The following is a 19177-nucleotide window of genomic DNA, read 5'->3' on the forward strand; positions in this document are numbered from 1 at the left end:
GGGGAGGTTTCCGCTATTGCGCTACCTTCAGCACGATCTTGCCGAAGTGTTTGTCTTCTTCCATCATGCGGTGTGCGGCGACCACCTCTTCGATCGGGAACACCTTCTCGATGATCGGGACGATGGTGCGGTCGGCGAACTTCGGCATGGCGCGACGCACAAACTCGGTCGCGATCTCCCCCTTCTCGGAGACGGGACGGGAGCGGAGCACGCTGCCGATGATCTGCTGGCGCTTCACCATCATGAGGGCGAGGTTCAGCTCCGCCTTGATGCCGGAGATGACGCCGATGATGACGAGCCTCCCCTTGTACCCCAGGGAGTTCATGTTGGGCCCGAGGTACTTGGCGCCGACATGGTCGAGGATCACGTCGACCCCCTTCTTGCTGGTGAACTCCTTCACGATCTCGGTGAAATCCGGGTTCTCGCGGAAGTTGATCACGAGGTCCGCGCCGAGCTCCTTAACGCGTTCGATCTTCTCAGGGGAAGCGGTGACGATCAGCTTGGAGTTGGGGGCGAGCGCCTTGCAGAGCTGGATCGCTGCGGTGTTCACCCCGCCGCCGCCACCGTGCAAAAGCGCGGTCTCGCCGTCCTGCAGCCCGCCGATCATGAAGACGTTCAAAAACGCGGTGATGTAGGACTCGCAGATGCAGGCGGCTTCCTCGAAGCTGACCGTATCGGGAATCGCCATCAGGTGGTTCGCGTAAGCCACGGCGTACTCGGCGTAGCCGCCGCCACCTACCAGCGACACCACCCGGTCACCCACCTTCCAGCCGGTGACGCCCGAGCCGAGCGCCTCGATCACGCCGGCAACCTCGAGGCCGAGGATCTCGGAATCGCCCGGCGGGGGAGGATACTTCCCTTCGCGCTGCACCAAGTCGGGACGGTTGATGGAGGTCGCGTAGACCTTCACCAGCACCTCGTTTTCCTTGGGCGCCGGTTTCTCCATCTCGCCTACCTTGAGCACCTCGACCCCGCCAAAGCCTTCCATCAGTACCGCTTTCATTGGCCATCCTCCTGTATGTGTTGAATTCATGGCAGCCGGCGCGCCGACCGCGATAGTGTATACGGCGACACACTATCTCAAAAACAGGCGCCGATAATCAACGGATTTTTCTCAGGCGGAGGAAATAAATCAGCGGAATTTGATGGCGGTTCCCCGCGCGGTCATCTCGCTTCTCGGGAAGATGATGAAGGTTTCCGTCTCCACCTTCACCTCCGGGCTGATGACGGCGTCGGCTCCGATCTTGCCGGCCTCGGCACGCAGGGCGTCGTAGGCCCAGTTGTAGTCGGCCGGAGTCAGGGCTTCGGCGGTGAAGTCCCGCGTCCTGTGCACCTCTATGGTCCCAACCTTCTGGTAGGGGCGCGTCACCTCTTCCTCCGACAGGATGGGTGGCCCATCGCCGGTGAAGACAACCCTCGCACAACCGGCCGTCAGAACCAGGCAAAGCAGCAAAAGCATAGGCAGGAAAGTTTTCATTGGCTGACAGTACCTGTTCATGTTTTCTCCCTATCAGGATGGAAATCCTATCCAGATCAATTCGGCAAGACAGTTTAACCGTCATTTTCCCACTTTACAACAGCATTTTGAGCATGATAGTATCTGGCGTTTCAATCACCAACCGATCGAAAGGAAGCAGCCATGTCAGGCCATAATAAGTGGAGTACCATCAAGCACAAGAAAGGCGCCGCCGATGCCAAGCGCGGCAAAATTTTCACCAAGCTGATCAAGGAAATCACCGTTGCCGCAAAACTCGGCGGTGGCGACCCGGATGGGAACCCGCGCCTGAGAACTGCTATCGATAAGGCCAAGGCCGAGAACATGCCTAAGGACAACGTCGAGCGCGCCATCAAGAAGGGTGCGGGGGGGCTGGAAGGGGTCAACTACGAGGAGACCACCTACGAAGGTTACGGTCCGGGCGGCACCGCGGTGCTCGTCGAGGTCATGACCGACAACCGCAACCGCACCGTCTCCGACGTGCGCAGCACCTTCTCCAAATGCAACGGCAACATGGGTGAGGCCGGCTGCGTCTCCTGGCTCTTCGACAAGAAGGGGCTCCTGGTCTTCTCCAAGGCCACCGACTTCGACAAGCTCTTCGAGGCATCGATCGAGGCGGGCGCCGACGACGTGACGGATGAAGAAGAACAGTACGAAGTGCTGACCGACCCGACCGCGTTCCACCAGGTTAAGACCGCACTCGAAGCGGCCGGCTTCAAAGCGGAGTCCGCAGAGATCACCATGATCCCGCAGACCATGGTGAAGCTCGACGGCAAGAACGCAGAGAACATGCTGAAGCTCATGGACCGTCTCGAGGACAACGACGACGTCCAGAACGTCTACGCCAACTTCGACATCTCCGCCGAAGACATGGAAAAGATGATGTAGCAAAGGCGTGTTGTTTTGTGGTACTAAGAGCGCGGTGGCGCGGAAGAATTCCGCCCGCCGCGTTTTTGTTTTCTCAACGTCAAAGGCAAGCGGACCGCATCCTGTCCGTTTCGGGTTCCCATGATCATCCTCGGCATAGACCCAGGCTCGCGCAAGACCGGCTACGGCCTCATCTCAAAGCAGGGCAACCGCCTGCTACACATCGATAACGGTGCCATCTTCACCGACAAGGCGAAGGACTTCCCGCAGCGGCTGGAGAAGATCTTCTCCGGGCTCTCCGCCATCATCGCCGAGTACCAGCCGGAAGTGGTGGCGGTGGAAGACGTCTTTCTCGCGAAGAACGCCATGAGCGCGCTGAAGCTCGGTCAGGCACGCGGTGCGGCCATCGTCGCCGCGGTGAACGTGGGGCTCCCGGTGCACGAGTACACCGCCATGCAGGTGAAACAGGCGGTGGTGGGAACGGGGCGTGCCGAAAAGGCGCAGGTACAGCAGATGATCAAGGCGCTTTTGAACCTCCCGGAAATCGCCCAGGAAGACGCCTCCGACGCCCTGGCCGTCGCCATCTGCCACGCCCACTCCGCCGGCATCGGCGCCCTGCTGAAAAGCCTGAGGTAAAAAACAACCTGCAGACGCCGCGCTCTGCAGCATCACGTTGTCAATTGTCCATTGCCAATTGTCAATTGAGGTTTCCATGATCGCCCTTCTGACCGGCAAGATCGCCTACAAGGCCCCCGATTACGTCATCCTGGACGTCAACGGCGTCGGCTACCACGTCTTCATCCCCTTCTCCACCTACTACGCCCTTCCCGCCGAGGGAGGTGCTGCGACGCTGCAGATCCACACCTCGGTGAAGGAGGACGCCATCAACCTGTACGGCTTCCGCACGCTCCAGGAGAAGGAACTCTTCCAGCTCCTGATCGGGGTCTCGGGTGTGGGTCCCAAACTCGCCAACGGCATCCTCTCCAACAGCGAGCCTGCCGAACTTGCCGACTCGCTGGTGAACGGCAACCTCGCGCGGCTCTCGGCGATCCCCGGCATCGGAAAGAAAACTGCGGAGCGCCTGGTGCTGGAACTAAAGGAAAAGATGAAGAAGCTCGGAATGGCACATCCGGCGCCGGGGGGAGCCGCTCTTCCCGCGAAGCAGGAGGTGCGCGAGGACGTTCTCTCCGCGCTGATCAACCTCGGCTACAAGGAATCCGTCGTTCAAAAGGCGCTCGCAGAGCTGAAAGTCTCGGAAGACGGTGTAACCGTCGAATCGCTCCTCAAGCAGGCCTTGAAAATCCTTATGAAATAGCAGGCGTCTCGTTCGGAATCCGTGGCAACGAGAGGAATTAATCCGTTCCCAATAGTGCCATCGGACTGGAAAGAGGTCAGATTCCGGCCAGAACCGTGCAATCCCCATCCGGACAGTGCAATTTCCATCCAGAACAGTGCAATTTCCGTCCGGAACAGTGAGTTTCCATCCGGAACATTGAAGTTTCCAGCCGGAACATTGAAGTTTCCAGCCGGAACATTGAAGTTTCCAGCCGGAACATTGAAGTTTCCGTCCGGGACAGTGAAGTTTCCGTCCAGGACAGTGAAGTTTCCATGCGGGACAGTGCAATTCCCAGCGGGAACAGTGCAATTCCCATCCGGAATAGTGAAGTTTTGACGTGGAATAGCGTGATTCCGTTCGAACCGTGTAATCTTGCCTCCCAATCCAACTGCGTCACGCCCCCAGCCCCAAACGAAAAGGCGCAACTTCCCCCACCGGTTTTGGCGGCTCTGCCTCCACCACGTAACCGGGCATCCCCCTTGACCTTTACCGCCAACTGTTATACCTTGGCACCCTGCTAAGAGGCGGCAAAAGCCGCAAGAAGGAGAGGTATGACCACCCGCTTTATCAGCGCCGAGAGAACCGAAGAAGACCTCCTCGAGGCATCGCTGCGCCCCCGTGCGCTGGCCGATTATGTAGGGCAGGAAAAGGCGAAAGGGAACCTCGGGCTCTTCATCGACGCCGCGCGCGGCAGGGGCGAGGCGCTGGACCACGTACTTCTTTACGGCCCGCCGGGACTGGGCAAGACCACCCTCGCCAACATCATCGCCTGCGAGATGGGGGTGAACATAAAGTCAACTTCGGGCCCGGTGATCGAGCGCCCCGGAGACCTCGCCGCCATCCTCACCAACCTGGAACCGCACGACGTCCTCTTCATCGACGAGATCCACCGTCTCTCCCATGTGGTCGAGGAGATCCTCTACCCCGCCATGGAAGACTTCCAGCTCGACATCATCATCGGGCAGGGGCCGAGCGCCCGCACCATCAAGCTCGATCTCCCGAAGTTCACCCTGGTGGGCGCCACCACACGTGCCGGGCTTCTCTCCTCACCGCTTAGAGACCGCTTCGGCGTAATCTCACGCCTGGAGTTCTACACCCACGAGGAACTCGCCTTCATCATCACCCGTTCCGCGCGCATCTTCGGCATGGAGATCGCGCCGGAGGGCGCCATGGAGCTAGCACGCAGGAGCCGGGGCACCCCAAGGATCGCGAACCGCCTTCTGCGCCGCGTGCGCGACTTCGCCCAGGTGCGCGCCGACGGCGTGATCACGCGCGAGGTGGCGGACCAGGCCCTGGCACTTCTCGAGATCGACGACATGGGGTTCGACTACATGGACCGCGCCATCCTTCTGACCATCATCGACAAGTTCGGCGGGGGGCCGGTGGGGCTCGACACCATCTCGGCCGCCATCAGCGAGGAGAGCGACACCATCGAGGACGTGTACGAGCCGTTTCTCATCCAGAACGGATTCCTGAACCGCACCCCGAGGGGGCGCGTCGCGACCGCCGCCGCCTACAGCCACTTCGGCAGGGTGGCACCTGAGCCGCCGCAGGGCAAGTTGTTTTAGAGGGAATTGAGTTCTATGCAGCTTATCTTCGATTTCCCCGTCGTCCCGCGCTTCGGATTTGAAAACTTCGTCGTCTGCAGCGGCAACAGGACCGCCTACCAGTTCGCCCAAAGGCTCGCCTCGGGCAGCGACGCGGAAAACCTCCTCTACGTCTACGGTCCAGAGGGGTCGGGGAAAACCCACCTTCTGACCGCGCTTGCCGTCGCCCTGGACGGGAGATACTTCTCCTTCCGTGACGCAGCTTCCCTCTACCGCGGCGACTTCCGCAACGAAGGCCCCTCGCCGCTCGCCGAGCACTTCGCCGGCGCCAATGCGCTCATCCTTGACGACTTGAACCTTTTGCCCGACAACCAGGAGGTTCGCGTCGAGCTTTGGGAACTCTTCAACGCCTTCTATAGCGCCGGGAAAAAGATCGTCATCTCCGGACTCACCCCGCCGAAGGAGCTTCCCAACCTGGACGGGCACCTGACCAGCCGCCTGTTGTGGGGTCTCGTCGCCCGCATGGACGTCTCCGACGACGATTCAAGACGCATGATCCTGAAAAAGCTCGCCGAGGACCGGCAGATGGCCCTGCCGGACGACGTGATCGACGAGATGCTTTTAAAGGTGAGGCGCGACATCCCCTCGCTGGTCTACGCGCTGGAGACCATCAACCGCACCGCCATCGCCACCAAGAGAAAGGTGAGCCTGAGGCTCGCGAAGGAAATCTTCAAGAACGGCTGACCTCACATCCGAACGATCGCCAGGCATCAATAAACTAAGGCTTCTGAAGAGATCACATCTCCAGAAGCCTTTGTCATTTCAAGCCCGGCGTCATCGACCGGGCAGGTATCAGCTGTCAATCGTCAATCATCCGTTGTCAATTGCCTTTCTTCGTTTCCAGCTCCTCCCACCGCTCGAAAGCCTTGGCGAGTTCCGCCTCGAGCCTGCCGTAGTCAGCGGTGATGGTGGCTATGCCCCCCTCAACGGAGCCATAGCGTGAAGGATCACCGAGGAGCGCTTCCACATCGGCGAACTCCTTTTCCAGCGTGGCGATGCTCACCTCAAGTTTCTCGAGCTCGATCCGCTCGGCATAGGTGAGCCCCTTCTTCGGCTTCTCCACCCTCACCGCTTGGGCTTCCTTCTTCTCGACGCGCAGCGCCGAGGCCGCCTGCCGATTCGCTTCCCGGCGCTCCCGGTAGTTCGCGTAGTTCCCCTCGTAGAAGGTCACCTCCCCCTCCCCCTCGAAGGCAAGCACTCCGGTCGCCACCTTGTCCAGGAAGAAACGGTCGTGCGTGACCATCAGTACACAGCCGGGAAAGGACGAGATGGAAGCATCGAGCAGCTGCAGGGTCGGGATGTCCAGGTCGTTGGTCGGCTCGTCGAGCACCAGGAGGTTCGAGTCCTGCAGCATGAGCCGCGCCAGGATGAGGCGGCTCTTTTCACCGCCGGAGAGGCTTCCGACCGGGCGCCTTCTATCCTCTGGGGAAAAGAGGAAGTCCTCGAGGTAGCCGATCTTGTGCCGCTTCTCGCCGTTGGCCGTGGTGACGTAGTCTCCCTCGCCGAAGAAGTCGTAGATGGTCTGGTTCGGGTCGAGCACCTCGCGCAGCTGGTCGAAGTAGGAGATGCGCGTTTTCTTGCCGACTACGACCTTTCCCTGGTCCGGCTCTTCCTCCCCCATGATCATCCGGATCAGGGTCGTCTTGCCGCAGCCGTTGGGGCCGATCACCCCGACCCGGTCGCCACGCTTCATGCCGAAGGAGAGCCGGTTCACGAGCTTTCTTGCGCCGAACCCCTTGCTCACCCCGTCCAGTTCCAGAATGGTGCCACCAAGCCCCTCCTCGGTGTTGAAGCCGATTTTCAGATCGCGGCGCGCCGGTCCCGAGAGGCTATCCTCGAGGGCGTGGTAACGGTCGATACGCGCCTTCTGTTTCGTGGAGCGCGCCGGGGGGCCGCGCCGGATCCAGTCGGTTTCGATACGCAAAAGGTTCAAAAGACGCGAACGGCGTGTCGCCTCGTTCATGAGCCGCTCTTCCCTCTGGATCAGGTAGTTCGTGTAGCCGCCAGGATAGGAGATCATCCCCCCCCGCTCGAGCTCGAGCATGCGCGTCACCACTTCGTCGAGGAAGTACCGGTCGTGGGTGATCAGCATTACGGCGCCGGGGTAGGCCTTCAGGTGATCCTGCAGCCACTGGGTGGTGTCAGCGTCCAGGTGGTTGGTCGGCTCGTCGAGAAGCAAAAGTTCCGGGGCCTGCAGCAGAAGTTTCGCCAGGGCAACGCGGCGCTTGGTGCCGCCGGACAGGGTGCCGATGACCTGGTGCGGGTCGGGTAGCTGCAAATGGGTCATCATCTCGAGAACGCGGTGGTCGGTGTTCCAGCCGCCATGATGCTCGATCCAGACGGAGAGTTCACCCTGGCGCGCCAGGAGGCGATCCATGTCGGGGGGATTCGCCGCCATCTTCTCCGAGAGCTCGTTGAAGCTCGCCATGGCGGCACGGATCGCGGTGAGGCCGCTCTCTATCTCCGAGGCGACGGTGGCCTTCTCGTCAAGAACCGGTTCCTGGCTCAGGTAGCCTACCGAGGCGCCGCGCTTCATGGCGATGGAGCCGCCGTCGCGGTCCTCCAGTCCGGCGAGGATGGTAAGGAGCGTCGATTTGCCGGCGCCGTTCGCGCCGATCAGCCCGACCCGCTCGTCCTCGCCGATGGCGAAGGTCACGTCGTCCAAAAGGACCCGCGAACCGAAGCTCTTGGAGAGCCCGGTGATATCAACAACGTTCATAAAAACTCCGGCTGCAGGGGCAAGACCGTAGCCCCACGTGCGATGCTAATCAGATACTAGAATCTGAAGAAGTCGGCGATTTTGCCGAAGATGGCTGCCGGACGGTACTGCTTCGGAATGGCGTAGGTGCCGGTGTGCTTCACCGGGACGGACATCTGCCCGAGCGGGGTCTCGAGGTCGAGGCCGGCGGCCAGTTGGTAGGGTATCTTGTCCGGATCGGGCTTGCGTTTCAGGATCTCCAGAAGGTCGGCGTAGGCTATGCGGATCGGGATGCGGACGTCCGTTTCCTCGTTGGCCGGGAAGTTGACCTCCTCGCGTGCGCCCCCCTTCACGAGCGGCAGCGCCATCACCTTCAGGTCATAACTGTACCCGTAGAGCTTCAGATCGAAGTTGTTCGGGTTTTTCACTCTCAGGTACACCTCCATGCCGGCCCCGGCCGGATCAACCGAAACCACACTCAGGTCCTGCATCATGACTACCGGCGTCTTGACCAGCGTATTGCACCCTGAAAGAACGACTAACAGCAACAGCAGCAAAGCAAGTTTCTTCAAAACTGACTCCTGGAAAAGGGATTGGTGAAAACAAAGCGGGCGGGTCCCGAAAGGAACCCGCCCACTATAGCACAACGTCTGCTCAAACAGCAAAAGGACTATCGGTTGCTGGCAACCTGCATCAGCATGCCCCTTTGCATCTCCCGCAGTATCTCCGTGCGGAAGCGCTTGCGGATCTTGTCATAGGCTCTGGCAGCCGGCCCCGTTCCACAGTAGAGCCTTTTCGCACGTGCCTTGTTCCCACTGGCCATGTCGAGCTTCTCGTAAAGCTCCTTCACGGCCGCCTCAGCGCACTTCTCGTCGTCCCACATGTCCTGCGGCGTGAAGCCGTGGCTCTCGGCCCGTTCCGGCATCAACTGCCACACCCCAAGGGCACCCTTGGATGATACCGCTCTCGATGAGAGCTTGTGCCCGCCGGTTTCCGCCAGAGCTATCTCGGCCAAATCCAGCGGCGTGAAAATGGTTCCCTCCGTCTTCTCATAGCAAATTTCCGCTAGCCACTTGGCCCTTGCAGGGGTCGTCCTGCGGGCAAAGGTGGCGTAGATTGCGGGAACCAGCTTCTTCCTCCCGTCCAATTCGGTCTGTTTCGGGAGGTCCATCTGCACGGTCGTAGGAGCAGAGGGAGCCTTTTCATCTCCCTGTTTCTCGCTCCCCTCGGCCCAGGTCAACAGCGCCCGGTCCGACTCAGACACCGACGGAGTCACCGGAACCTGCGCCTGTTGCAGGTGGGACTGATCGCACGATGCCGTCATCAGAAGCACCGCGACCAGCACTACAATTTTTCTTTTCATGATCGATTTTGTGATATGGCTTTTGCCGGCTTTAGGTAGTGATACTAAATGTCGGTAGTGAAGCCCGCGCCAATCATCTCCTTTCTCTAGAATCGCATTGGCTCATCGCCAACCAGAGGTGTTCTAGTGTAATCAATTCCGACTACATTGCAAGTCTCGCATTAATATTTTGCAATCAGTTGAAATAAGAAGGGAGGCCCGCCAGTGCGGCCCTCCCCCACTAAAGCCTCAAATTTTAATATGTTAAAGCTGTACCCCCATAACATCAGCCACGGTATGGATGTCCTTATCGCCCCTGCCCGACAGACAGACGACGATGCTCTCGTTGGTAGAAAGTGTCGGAGCCAGACGCAGTGCGTGAGCCACGGCGTGGGAAGACTCCAGGGCGGGGATGATCCCCTCCTCGCGTGTTAGTACCTGGAACGCCTCCAGTGCCTCATCATCGGTGACCGAGACGTAGCTCGCCCGGCCGATCTCCTTGAGGTAAGAGTGCTCAGGGCCGACCCCCGGGTAGTCCAGTCCGGCGGAAATGGAATGGGCGTGGGCGATCTGTCCGTACTGGTCCTGCAAAAGGTACGTCTTGTTGCCGTGCAGCACGCCGACGCTGCCGGCGGAGAGCGGAGCGGCATGCTTGCCGCTTTCGATGCCGTAACCCGCGGCCTCGACGCCGATCATCTGCACGCTTGCATCGTTGACGAAGGGGTGGAAGAGCCCGATGGCGTTACTCCCCCCGCCCACGGCGGCGATCAGGTAGTCGGGAAGCCGACCTTCGGCCTCCAGGTGCTGCTCGCGCGCCTCTCGGCCGATGATGGACTGGAAGTCGCGCACCATGACCGGATAGGGATGGGGTCCCGCGACGGTGCCGATGATGTAGAAGGTATCCTCCACGTAGGTCACCCACTGGCGCATCGCCTCGTTCATGGCGTCCTTGAGGGTCGCGGTGCCGGAGCTCACCGGGGTCACCTTGGCGCCCAGAAGCTTCATGCGGAACACGTTCAACGACTGGCGGCGGATGTCCTCTTCACCCATGAAGACCTCGCACTCCATGCCGAAAAGGGCCGCAACGGTCGCCGTCGCCACGCCGTGCTGGCCGGCGCCTGTCTCCGCGATCACCTTCTTCTTCCCCATCCGCTTGGCGAGAAGGCCTTGGCCGATGGTGTTGTTCACCTTGTGCGCGCCGGTGTGATTGAGGTCTTCGCGCTTCAGATATATCTTCGCTCCGCCCATCTTCGCGGTCAGCTTTTCGGCCAGGTAGAGAGGATTCGGACGCCCGACATACTGACGCATGTAGTAGGCGAACTCATCCTGAAACCCCTTTTCGTTGCGAAAATGGTTGTACGCCTTCTCGAGTTCGAGCAAGGCCGGCATGAGCGTTTCGGAGACGTATCTGCCGCCGAAACGGCCGAAGTGTCCAGTGTGGTCAGGCGTGTCCAAGGTTGCCTCCAGTCGGTGTATAAGGGGGACATAATAGACTATTTGTCGATAAATTGCAAGCTTACAGACCGACACCCACAGACAACCCCCCGCCGTTACTCACTTTTAAGCGTTTCTCTTTGCCTTATTTTAGGCTTTGGGCTACATATAAACACTGTTTCTCGAGCTCATTTTCCATGGTAAAAAACGCTCCTCTGAGGACGTTTTTTCGCTCTGACAGAGCCCTGTTTTTTACCCTGCTGATTAATCCTAATAGAGGTGACCGATGGCGTTGCAGAAACCGTTTCACATAGTGCTGGTCGAACCCGAGATACCACCCAATACGGGAAACATAGCGAGGCTTTGCGGCGCAACCGGAACCATCCTGCACCTGGTGGGGAAACTGGGCTTCTCCACGGACGACCGCTACCTGAAGCGAGCCGGGCTCGACTACTGGAGCGAGGTGGACATCCGTTACTGGGACAACCTGGAAGCCCTGACGGCCTCCTTCCCCGAGGGGCGCTTCGTCTATACCAGCAAGAAGGCGGACAAGAGCTACGTCGAGTTTTCCTTCCTCCCGGGCGATTTCATCGTCTTCGGCAAGGAGACCAAAGGGCTTCCCGAAGAACTCATCGCGGCCAACCCGGATACGGCGGTCAGGATCCCGATCATCGGCAAGGTGCGCAGCCTGAACCTCTCCACCTCGGCGGGGATCGTGCTTTACGAGGCGCTGCGACAGACCGGAGCGCTGCAAGGGGCGTAGCTCCCCTCCCCCGCCGGGCCCGGGAGGAGGTGCAATCTGAAAAGGAGAGACGGATGTTCGAAAAGAAGCGCGGTGAAGGTTATCAAGAAGTCCTGCCGGGGATCATGCAGAAGACGCTGGTGCACGGCGAAAAGACGCTGATGGTCGAGTTCCTGCTTGGAAGGGGAGCCCTGCTGCCGATGCACAGCCACCCGCACGAGCAGACGGGATACCTCGTGAGCGGACAGATCAGACTGACCATAGCCGGTGTTCCGCACGAGGTGCAGCCGGGGGATAGCTGGTGCATTGCGGGAGGGGCCGAGCATCGCGCCGAGATCCTCGAAGACTCGGTGGCGATCGAGGTGTTCTCACCCGTGCGCAAGGAGTACCTTCCGGGCGGCGTCAGTTGAACTGGTAGATAACCACGCCGAAACTCACGGCGGTCACGGCAAAGGCGATGAGGGCCAGCAGACCATCGCGAGAAATGAGCGCCAGGCCGAAAGCTGTGAGGGCCAGCCCGGCGCCGTGGGCGGAGAAAGGGACCAACTCCATCATCGGCATGACGACGGCTATGACTGCACAGACAAACGAGATGAGGTAGGTGCTCCCACCCTGGATCAGCGCGGACATGCGCGGCCTCAGCCAGCGGTCGATGAAACGGGCTGAGGGACGCAACCACTGCACCGCCGTGTGCACCTTCTCCTTGGCCAGCGAGCGCCGCAGAACCCATTTCGGTAGCCAGAAGTGTTCCCTGCGAAAAAAGAGCTGCCCTGCGATCAGCAAGATGAAGATCCCCATCGTGGTAGGCACGCCCGGCATGCCGCTGATCGGGGAGGCTGCGATTACCCCCACCATGAGCAGCAAAGGTCCGAAGGATCGATCCCCCACCGACTCCACTATCTGCCCCAAGGAGACGCGTCCCTCGTCGTCGGCCGACTGGTTGATGCGGTCCAGCATATCCTGAAGGTTGTTGATCTCTCTCGCCATGCGGAGCCTCTCTCATGCCGCCGTCAAAGCGCCCCCTTATACAGCCTTTCGCAGATTACATTGGATGCGACCAATGTCAAGAACCTCCACCAGCCCCCATCCTGTCAAAAACCGTATACATATCAGATAAATATAATGTTTCCGTTCCTTGACTGTGGAAGATCTCTGTCTATATTCAAACAGCACATTTTCATAACAGGGAGGAAGAGATGTCGACTAAGGAGAATCTTGCCGAGGCGTTCGCCGGGGAGAGTCAGGCAAACCGTAAATACCTTGCCTTTGCTGCGAAAGCCGAGGCGGAGGGGCTGCCGCAGGTAGCGAAACTGTTCCGTGCCGCGGCACATGCCGAGACGGTGCATGCCCACGCGCACCTGCGGGCGATGGGTGGGATCAAGGGGACGGTGGAAAATCTCAAGGAAGCCATCGAAGGGGAAGGTTTCGAGTTCCAGCAGATGTACCCGCCGTTTCTCGAGCAGGCAAGAAAAGAAGGAGATCGCGCGGCGGAGAACTCCTTCAAGTTCGCCCTCGCCGTAGAGGAGATACACCACGACCTGTACCAGCAGGCGCTGGGCGCCGTGCAAAACGGTGTCGATCTGGCGGACCGCCCGATCTATGTCTGCGAAGTCTGCGGCAACACGGTGTACGACGAGGCGCCAGACAAGTGCGCCATCTGCCTGGTGCCTAAGGAAAAGTTCTCCAGGATCGCATAACGCGACGAGGGCGCGGCCGGCATCGGCTGCGCCCTTTCTTTTTCACACAAACGCCCCTACCGAGACGATCTTCCTTTCCCTTGCCCGTCAGGGATTCCTGATGCTGACCCGCCCAGGTGTCGCCCAGTCGTTATGCCCCCCGGGTATCTCTTGAAAAACCGTTCCCGGCCTGCTCTTAGCCAGGGTCCTTGCGAACCGCGCCGGGATGACCTCGTCGTTCTTCGCGCCGAAGATCTCCACCTTTCCCTGGTATCCCTGGAGCGACTTCACGTTGTCCCAGTCGTCCGCCAGAAGCAGGCGTACCGGGAGAAACCGGTAGTGGTACTGCCCTACCCTGTGCAGCTTGTCAAAAGGCGCAATGAGGACGATTTTATCGGGTGGCGGCGTCGCCGTGGCGAGAAAGGAAGCCGGGCCGCTGCCGAGGGATTCTCCCACCACGCAGACCGGTCTATCGGGATACTGCTGCCGCAAAAGCAGGTAGGCCTCTTTGGCCGCCTCGTTGATGCTCTCTTTGGAAGGGGTGCCCTGACGCAGGCCGTACCCCGGATACTCCAGGATGTAGACCGCATCCGTGCGGGAAAAGGAGGGGATGGCGTAAGCTCGGTCGCTTGCCTGGCCACCGTTGCCGTGGGTCATGAGCCAGACGTTGCCCGGGGTCGCGGCCGGACGATAAAACCCGAGGAGCTCGCCCTTATCGCGCCACGGGATGAGACCGTTGTTCCGGTCATGATGGGTGGGGAAGTAGAGAAGCTGCCGCTGCCAGGCCATGGCGCTCAGCACAAGCGCCACCAGGCAGACCAGAAGGAGTTTGAGCAATCTGAGCATGACCCCTCCCGCGACACGATCAGGGGAGGCAGAAATAGACGGTTGCGCCCTCGTCGACCACCCCGTGGGCCCACACACTGCCACCGTGCCGCTCGACGATCCGCTTCACCGTGGCGAGCCCGATTCCCGTCCCTTCAAATTCGGAACCATGCAACCGCTGAAATGCTCCGAAAAGCTTGTTCTGGTAGGCCATGTCGAACCCAACGCCGTTGTCGCGCACGAAGAAGGTATCCTTCATCCCCCCCCCGCTGCGCCCCACCTCGATCCGGGCCAACTCCCGCACGCTTGAGTATTTCCAGGCATTGGCGACGAGATTTTCCAGCATCTGCTCCAAAAGCCCCCGGTCACCGTGCACCTCCAGGTCCGGCTCGATCAGTATCTCCACCCGGCGCTGCGGCTCGGCATCCTGAAGCTTGCTCCCTACGGAGTGGGCGACCTCGCTTAAGTTAACCGGCACCTTGTTTATTTCCGAGCGCCCGATGCGGGAGAGTTCCAGCAGGTCGTCGATCAGGGTTCCCATCCTGCGGGTCGAGGCGCAGACCCGCTCCAGGTACTGCTTCCCATCGGGAGGGAGGTGGGAGCCGTACTCCTCAAGCACGATGGAGGTGTAGCTGTTGATGTGGCGCAGCGGCCCGCGCAGGTCGTGCGATACGGAATAGCTGAAGGTTTCCTGCTCCTTCATGGCAGCCTCGAGCCGGGCGGTGCGCTCGATGACACGCCGCTCCAACTCCTCGTTCAGCAGCCTCAGTTCCTCGGCCATCCTGCGGGTCTGGGTGATGTCGCGACTGATCCCGAAGACCCCGACCACGTTTCCTTCCTTGTCGTGTAGCGGTCCTTTGGTTGCCTCGACCATAACGCGCTCGCCGTTGGGCAGCGTCAGCATGTGTTCTACGACGCGGATCACGTTGTTGCACAGTACTCTTTGATCCTCCTCCATGACCCGCTGCGCCACTTCGGGTGGGAACAGTTCCGTGTCGTCTTTGCCCTGTATCTCAGTCAGCGACTTTCCGGTCATATGAGTGGACGCCTTGTTAAAGAGGAGGTAGCGGCCGTTCACATCCTTCACGAAAACCGCATCGGTGGTTCCCTCGATCACGGCGTTCAGTACTTCACGGTTTTGCTGCAGCGCGCTCTCCACGAGCGCACTCTCCAGCAGGGTCCGCTGCAGTTCGTCGTTCACCGACACGAGGCGCTCTTGTTCCTGATCGTACCTTCTGAGCAGGGCCCAAAGCATGGTGGTACAGGCACCGGCCGTCACCACCAGCCCTACCACGTGGTCCGCGATCCGATCAGCGTCCGATCGGAAAGGCACCACCCACCCCGGGAAACGTAGTTCCAGCACGAGCAGCGCGATGATGTCCGTAATGGCGATGGCGACCAATACCCAGCGTTCCCTGCCACGGAAGAAGATGGGGACGTACATGACGATGCAGAAAAAGAAGAACGGAATGCTTCCGTGGGATGCTCCATTGGGAAACCAGACCAAGTTGAGCAGGGCAAGCAGCAGATAGAACAGCACCTTAGGGTGGCACCGCCCCCGGCAGGATTTACGGAAGAGAATCAGAGCAAGGACGGCGAAAAAGGCAAGCAGCACATTTATGGAGAGAGGGAGAGACTGCAGGTAGTTAGCCGGCATTATGACAAAAAGGGAGACAACGGCGGCCATCAGGCACAGTACTCCGAAGAGAACCAGTTCCATACTGGCTGCCCCATCACGCCATATGCAGGCCTTCAATCTTGCGATGGAAGATGCTCTACAGCTCATATTAGCCTCGGGCGTCCGCTGATGTCGCAAACGAACCGCAAAGTTAACACATTAACTCAAATTGATAAAGAGTTAAATTAAGCAATAACAACCATCATAGAGAAAGGCACAGCAACAGTTACTTATCCTCTTGCTTCTCCTCCGGTTTCAGCGCCCTCTGCGCCCGATCACCTTGCGGAAAAGAAGAAGTTGGGCCGTGATATCCACGGCAAGGACTGCAGTGGTGAAATACAAAAGCCATTCCTTGTTGTCGAAATAGGCGAGGCAGTTGAAGAACATGTACAGGGTGACGACCCAGGACAGAAGCCGCCGGACACTGAGGACGGTACGCCCGACCTCCTCCTCGTCGGTTCCGACAAGCAGGGCGACCGCCGGTGCGGCATAGTAGCCGACGGTGGCGTCGATGAAGGTGAGAAAGATGTTGGCGGCGAAAATGTAGGTCAGATGCTGGTCCATTGCGGCTCCCGGTCTTTGCTTACCAGGGATAATTAAGACAAAGCGGCGCAGGAATCAAGCACAATGAGACCGTTGCCGCACCCTATCCCCACCAGTAGTCCAGTTGTCTCGGTGGAAAGACACAGGTTTTGGATGAAAGTGCTCAAAGAGGCGGGTAAGGGCCTTGCCATGACCGGGCCGTGCAAGCTCACCGTGACCACGAACATAAAAAGGGCGGAAGGTTTCCCCTCCGCCCCTTGTTTGCTGCGTATGCTGCTTGTTACTTGAACAACGCCTTCTGGTACTCGCGGTTCAGCCTTGCGATGAACTTGACGTTGATCCCTTTCGGGCAGGCGGCCTGGCACTCGTAGTGGTTCGAGCAGTTGCCGAAACCTGCTTCCTGCATCGCGTCGGTCATGGCACAGACGCGCTGTGCAGCCTCAGCCTTGCCCTGCGGCAGGGCGGCAAGCTGCGCCACCTTGGCGGAGGTGTAGAGCATCGCCGAGCCGTTCGGGCAGGCGGCGACGCAAGCGCCGCAGCCGATGCACTCGGCGGCGTCCATGGCGTAGTCGGCATCCACTTTGGGCACGAGGATGGCGTTACCGTCGGCAACACCGCCGGTATGGCAGGAGGTGTAGCCACCGGCCTGCATGATCTTCTCGAGGCCGCTCCTATCGACGATCAGGTCCCTGATGATCGGGAAGGCGAGAGCGCGCCACGGCTCGATGTAGATGGTGTCGCCGTCGCTGAAGTTCCTCATGTGCAGCTGGCAGACGGTGGTGCGCTCCTGACCGCCGTGCGGCACGCCGTTGATGACCTGGGAGCACATACCGCAGATACCTTCGCGGCAGTCGTGGTCGAATACGATCGGATCCTTACCTTCCTTGATCAGCTGCTCGTTCACTTCGTCGAGCATCTCGAGAAAGGACTGATCCGGACTTACGTTTTTGGCATCGTACTGCTCGAGCTTACCCGGCTGATTGGGGCCACTTTGGCGCCATACGTGTAGTGTGAGGTTCATTATTTATAACTCCTTACCGCCAGATGAACGTTCTCGAACGTCAACGGCTCCTTGTGCAGTTCGGGCTCCTTGTCGACACCTTTGAACTCCCAGGCTCCAACGTAGCAGTAGTTCTCGTCGTCACGCTTCGCCTCGCCGTCGGGCATCTGGTGCTCGACGCGGAAGTGACCGCCGCAGGACTCGTTCCTGTGCAGGGCGTCCTTCGCCATCAGCTCGCCGAACTCGAGGAAGTCTGCCACGCGGCCGGCGTTCTCCAGCTGCTGGTTCAGTTCTTCGCCCTTGCCGGTGACCTTGACGTTCTTCCAGAACTCCTCGCGCAGGGCCGGGATGCGCTTGATGGCGTCTTTGAGGGTCTCTTCGCTCCTCGCCATGCCGACGTTCTCCCACATGATCTTGCCCAGCTCGCGGTGGAACTCGGAGACGGTCTTCTTGCCGTTGATGTTGAGCAGGCGGTTGTTGTAGGACTTAACGTCCTCAACCGACTTCTTGCACTCGGGGTGGTCCGCCTTCACGGCACCCGGCTTGGTCTTCGCCAGATAGTTCGCGATGGTGTAGGGGATGACGAAGTAGCCGTCGGCCAGGCCCTGCATGAGCGCGGAAGCGCCCAGGCGGTTCGCGCCGTGGACCGAGAAGTTCGCCTCACCCAGGACGAAGAGGCCCGGTACGTTGCTCTCGCAGTTGTAGTCGACCCAGAGGCCGCCCATGGAGTAGTGCGGTGCCGGGTACATGCGCATCGGCTGCTTGTACGCGTTCTCGTCGGTGATCTTCTCGTACATCTCGAAGAGGTTGCCGTAGCGCTCGCGGATGGTGTGCTCGCCCACGCGCTTGATCGCGTCGGAGAAGTCGAGGTTCACGCCGCGGCCGCCGGGGCCGACGCCGCGCCCGTCGTCACACTGCTCTTTAGCAGCGCGCGAGGCGATGTCGCGGGGAGCGAGGTTACCGAAGGAGGGGTATTTCCTCTCCAGGTAGTAGTCGCGCTCATCTTCCGGGATGTCGTTGGGGTGACGGTTGTCCCCCTTCTTCTTCGGAGCCCAGCAGCGGCCGTCGTTTCTGAGCGACTCGGACATGAGGGTCAGTTTGGACTGGTGCTCACCGTGCTGCGGGATGCAGGTCGGGTGGATCTGGGTGTAGCAGGGGTTGGCGAAGAAGGCGCCCTTTTTGTGGGCACGCCAGTTCGCGGTGACCGAGCAGCCCATCGCGTTGGTGGAGAGGTAGAACACGTTGACGTAACCGCCGGTGCAGAGCACCACGGCGTCACCCACGTGGGTACGGATCTCGCCGGTGATGAGGTCGCGGATCGTGATGCCTTTGGCCTCGCCGTCAACCACGACCAGGTCGAGCATCTCGGTGCGGGCGAAGAGCTTCACGGTGCCGGCCTTCACCTGGCGGGAAAGAGCCGAGTAGGCGCCCAGAAGGAGCTGCTGACCCGTTTGGCCACGGGCGTAGAAGGTACGGGAGACCTGGGCGCCGCCGAAGGAGCGGTTGTCCAGGTAGCCTGCGTAGTCGCGGGCAAACGGAACGCCCTGGGCGACACACTGGTCGATGATGTTGTTGGACACCTGGGCCAGACGCCAGACGTCAGCCTCACGGGCGCGGAAGTCGCCACCCTTGATGGTGTCGTAGAAAAGACGGTAGATGCTGTCGCCGTCGTTCGGGTAGTTTTTCGCGGCGTTGATGCCGCCCTGTGCTGCGATGGAGTGGGCGCGGCGCGCGCTATCCTGGTAGCAGAAGGCCTCGACGTTGTAGCCGAGCTCACCCAGGGTAGCCGCGGCTGCGCCACCGGCCAGGCCGGTGCCTACAACGAGAACTTTGTACTTACGCTTGTTTGCGGGGTTAACCAGCTTCAGGTCGAAGCGGTGCCTGTCCCACGAGGTCTGAATCGGTCCTTTCGGACATTTTCCGTCGAGTATCAC

At 60.1% G+C, this 19177-nt stretch carries 20 protein-coding genes; 8 read left to right on the forward strand and 12 right to left on the reverse strand.

Translation table 11 applies throughout. From position 1 onward, the window contains the following. Nucleotides 1–13: 13 nt before the first annotated feature. Nucleotides 14–1003 carry an NAD(P)H-quinone oxidoreductase gene (locus tag E8L22_RS00355; protein ID WP_136523318.1) on the reverse strand — a complete coding sequence of 330 codons (990 nt, stop codon included), beginning with the start codon at nucleotides 1001–1003 and terminating at the stop codon, nucleotides 14–16. Between the two features lie 129 nt (nucleotides 1004–1132). Continuing rightward, nucleotides 1133–1498: a hypothetical protein gene (locus E8L22_RS00360; protein WP_136523319.1), complete on the reverse strand. Its 366-nt coding sequence runs from the start codon at nucleotides 1496–1498 to the stop codon at nucleotides 1133–1135. 141 nt (nucleotides 1499–1639) lie between these two features. Here E8L22_RS00360 and E8L22_RS00365 point away from each other — a divergent pair, with 141 nt between their 5' ends. The 5 genes from E8L22_RS00365 to E8L22_RS00385 all read left to right on the forward strand — a co-directional run bounded on the left by E8L22_RS00365 (nucleotide 1640) and on the right by E8L22_RS00385 (nucleotide 5989). Then, nucleotides 1640–2383: a YebC/PmpR family DNA-binding transcriptional regulator gene (locus E8L22_RS00365; protein ID WP_136523320.1), complete on the forward strand. Its 744-nt coding sequence runs from the start codon at nucleotides 1640–1642 to the stop codon at nucleotides 2381–2383. Nucleotides 2384–2503: 120 nt separating this feature from the next. After that, nucleotides 2504–2998: a crossover junction endodeoxyribonuclease RuvC gene (gene ruvC, locus E8L22_RS00370; RefSeq protein WP_136523321.1), complete on the forward strand. Its 495-nt coding sequence runs from the start codon at nucleotides 2504–2506 to the stop codon at nucleotides 2996–2998. 76 nt (nucleotides 2999–3074) lie between these two features. Next, nucleotides 3075–3677: a Holliday junction branch migration protein RuvA gene (ruvA, locus tag E8L22_RS00375; RefSeq protein WP_136523322.1), complete on the forward strand. Its 603-nt coding sequence runs from the start codon at nucleotides 3075–3077 to the stop codon at nucleotides 3675–3677. Between the two features lie 572 nt (nucleotides 3678–4249). Further along, nucleotides 4250–5266 (forward strand): Holliday junction branch migration DNA helicase RuvB, encoded by a 1017-nt coding sequence (gene ruvB / locus E8L22_RS00380; RefSeq protein WP_136523323.1) that lies wholly within the window; start codon nucleotides 4250–4252, stop codon nucleotides 5264–5266. A 15-nt stretch (nucleotides 5267–5281) separates the two neighbouring features. After that, nucleotides 5282–5989, forward strand: coding sequence for a DnaA/Hda family protein (locus E8L22_RS00385; protein ID WP_136523324.1), 708 nt, complete (start codon nucleotides 5282–5284; stop codon nucleotides 5987–5989). Between the two features lie 136 nt (nucleotides 5990–6125). Here E8L22_RS00385 and E8L22_RS00390 read toward each other — a convergent pair whose 3' ends face one another. From E8L22_RS00390 to trpB, 4 genes are all read right to left on the reverse strand, one after another. Continuing rightward, nucleotides 6126–8024, reverse strand: a complete 1899-nt coding sequence (locus E8L22_RS00390; RefSeq protein ID WP_136523325.1) for an ABC-F family ATP-binding cassette domain-containing protein — start codon at nucleotides 8022–8024, stop codon at nucleotides 6126–6128. 56 nt (nucleotides 8025–8080) lie between these two features. Continuing rightward, on the reverse strand, nucleotides 8081–8575 hold the full coding sequence (locus tag E8L22_RS00395; RefSeq protein ID WP_136523326.1) for an LEA type 2 family protein: 495 nt from the start codon (nucleotides 8573–8575) through the stop codon (nucleotides 8081–8083). 98 nt (nucleotides 8576–8673) lie between these two features. Next, nucleotides 8674–9366 carry a transglycosylase SLT domain-containing protein gene (locus tag E8L22_RS00400; RefSeq protein WP_136523327.1) on the reverse strand — a complete coding sequence of 231 codons (693 nt, stop codon included), beginning with the start codon at nucleotides 9364–9366 and terminating at the stop codon, nucleotides 8674–8676. Nucleotides 9367–9609: 243 nt separating this feature from the next. Further along, on the reverse strand, nucleotides 9610–10800 hold the full coding sequence (trpB, locus tag E8L22_RS00405; protein WP_136523328.1) for a tryptophan synthase subunit beta: 1191 nt from the start codon (nucleotides 10798–10800) through the stop codon (nucleotides 9610–9612). A 265-nt stretch (nucleotides 10801–11065) separates the two neighbouring features. On the opposite strand from trpB, the gene E8L22_RS00410 reads away from it, so the two are divergent. Next, nucleotides 11066–11542, forward strand: a complete 477-nt coding sequence (locus tag E8L22_RS00410) for a tRNA (cytidine(34)-2'-O)-methyltransferase (RefSeq protein ID WP_136523329.1) — start codon at nucleotides 11066–11068, stop codon at nucleotides 11540–11542. 53 nt (nucleotides 11543–11595) lie between these two features. Continuing rightward, nucleotides 11596–11931: a cupin domain-containing protein gene (locus E8L22_RS00415; protein WP_136523330.1), complete on the forward strand. Its 336-nt coding sequence runs from the start codon at nucleotides 11596–11598 to the stop codon at nucleotides 11929–11931. Here the strand turns inward: E8L22_RS00415 and E8L22_RS00420 are convergent. Continuing rightward, nucleotides 11924–12508, reverse strand: coding sequence for an exopolysaccharide biosynthesis protein (locus tag E8L22_RS00420; protein WP_136523331.1), 585 nt, complete (start codon nucleotides 12506–12508; stop codon nucleotides 11924–11926). The two genes, E8L22_RS00415 and E8L22_RS00420, sit on opposite strands and share 8 nt — an antisense overlap. Before the next feature lie 209 nt (nucleotides 12509–12717). On the opposite strand from E8L22_RS00420, the gene E8L22_RS00425 reads away from it, so the two are divergent. After that, entirely contained in the window at nucleotides 12718–13218 is a 501-nt protein-coding gene (locus E8L22_RS00425) for a rubrerythrin family protein (protein WP_136523332.1), read from the forward strand. Nucleotides 13219–13305: 87 nt separating this feature from the next. On the opposite strand, the gene E8L22_RS00430 is transcribed toward E8L22_RS00425, so the two are convergent. From E8L22_RS00430 to E8L22_RS00450, 5 genes are all read right to left on the reverse strand, one after another. After that, complete coding sequence (locus E8L22_RS00430) at nucleotides 13306–14043, reverse strand: alpha/beta hydrolase (RefSeq protein ID WP_136523333.1); 738 nt, start codon at nucleotides 14041–14043, stop codon at nucleotides 13306–13308. 19 nt (nucleotides 14044–14062) lie between these two features. Next, complete coding sequence (locus tag E8L22_RS00435) at nucleotides 14063–15742, reverse strand: PAS domain-containing protein (protein WP_136523334.1); 1680 nt, start codon at nucleotides 15740–15742, stop codon at nucleotides 14063–14065. Nucleotides 15743–15955: 213 nt separating this feature from the next. Beyond that, nucleotides 15956–16264: a hypothetical protein gene (locus E8L22_RS00440; protein WP_136523335.1), complete on the reverse strand. Its 309-nt coding sequence runs from the start codon at nucleotides 16262–16264 to the stop codon at nucleotides 15956–15958. Nucleotides 16265–16523: 259 nt separating this feature from the next. Beyond that, a complete protein-coding gene (locus tag E8L22_RS00445; protein WP_136523336.1) occupies nucleotides 16524–17264 on the reverse strand; it encodes a succinate dehydrogenase/fumarate reductase iron-sulfur subunit in 741 nt (246 codons plus the stop codon). Then, on the reverse strand, nucleotides 17264–19177 hold the full coding sequence (locus tag E8L22_RS00450) for a fumarate reductase/succinate dehydrogenase flavoprotein subunit (protein ID WP_135870542.1): 1914 nt from the start codon (nucleotides 19175–19177) through the stop codon (nucleotides 17264–17266). Before E8L22_RS00450 ends, E8L22_RS00445 begins: the two co-directional genes overlap by 1 nt.

It is taken from the genome of Geomonas ferrireducens (genome assembly GCF_004917065.1).
GTDB classification, from domain to species: Bacteria; Desulfobacterota; Desulfuromonadia; order Geobacterales; family Geobacteraceae; genus Geomonas; species Geomonas ferrireducens.